We start from the raw sequence: 1,182 nt of genomic DNA on the forward strand, positions 1-1,182 counted from the left end.
CAGTAGAGCAGGCCGCCGGTGCGGTAGATCTGCGCGATCCGCGTGCTCGTGGCCTCGGCCAGCCAGCGCGACTTGTAGTAGCCGAAGCCCGACAGCAGGTTGAAGAACGCGAAGCCGCCGTMGATCGCCTCGCGCATGCCCAGCAGCAGCATCGCGGAACCGGGCGCGAGCCGGCCGGCCCGGTCGTCGTGGACGATGTGCAGCGCGTACAGGCCGTCAAGGAAGGCGCCGTTGATCAGCCCCGCGATCGGCACGCCGTCGACCAGCAGCACCTGGATCGACACCCGCATCGGCTGCGCCTCGTCGAGCAGGCTGCGGAAGTAGGCGAGGCGGGCCGGGTGGCGCCCGATGTCGGCTTGCGCACGGGCCTCGCGGGCCTTCCAGCTGCGCGGCTCGATGCTCAGGTACAGCGCCAGCAGCGCCGGCGTGGTGCCCGGGTCGGACGACCTCAGCAATGTGACCTCGCCGGCGGCAAAGGTGGCCTCCAGCTGCCGCGCCAGGTTCGAGCGGGACTTCTTCGACAGCGCCTGCCAGTACGCCGGGAGGCCGGCCCAGCGGACCGGGATCGTGCAGTTCGCAAGCGCCGGCCACTCGCGCACCAGGTAGCCGCCGAGGTCGACCGAGGCCGGCGGAGGGAACAGCGGCGAGCCCGCGTCCTGCTGCTGGAACTCCAGGTAGCTCCAGTCGGCGCGCCGTGCCAGCAGGTGCGCGTAGAACGCCTCGCAGACCGGGCCCACGTCCTCGGCCCGCGCGACGGCGTGCGGGCGGTCGGTGTCGTGCGTGACGAGGAAATCGACGGTGGCCACCGGCACGCCCAGCACGCGCCGCAGCACCCGCTTGAGCGCGACGTAGCCGACCAGCTCGTTGCGCCGGAACGCGGCCAGGAACCACAGCTGCATGCCGGTGCCGGCGGGGTGGCGTTCGTCGTGGCGCAGCCAGGTCTCGAAGAACGCGAAGGTCGAGAACGGGTCCGGSCGGGCGGACTGGCGGTTCAGCGCATCGATGTCGTGGCGCAGCGCCGCGGCCTGCGCGAGCGACCCGAAGCAGCGCACCTCGATCACAGCGGCGCCACCCCGTCCGGCGCGTCGGGGTCCACGCGCAGCGCGGCGGCCTCGTGCCGCTTGAGGCGGATGCGGTCGAGCCCGGCACGGCGGGCCAGCTGGTGGGCCAGCACCTTCAGGC

1 protein-coding gene is annotated in these 1,182 nt (G+C 72.8%); it reads right to left on the reverse strand.

What is annotated here, in order from left to right; genetic code table 11:
- A partial coding sequence (locus AC1D15_RS33255) for a GNAT family N-acetyltransferase (protein ID WP_477829426.1) occupies positions 1-1,061 on the reverse strand: 1,061 nt, incomplete at its 3' end.
- Positions 1,062-1,182: the final 121 nt, after the last annotated feature.

Source organism: Rhizobacter sp. P2_H2 (assembly GCF_056403375.1).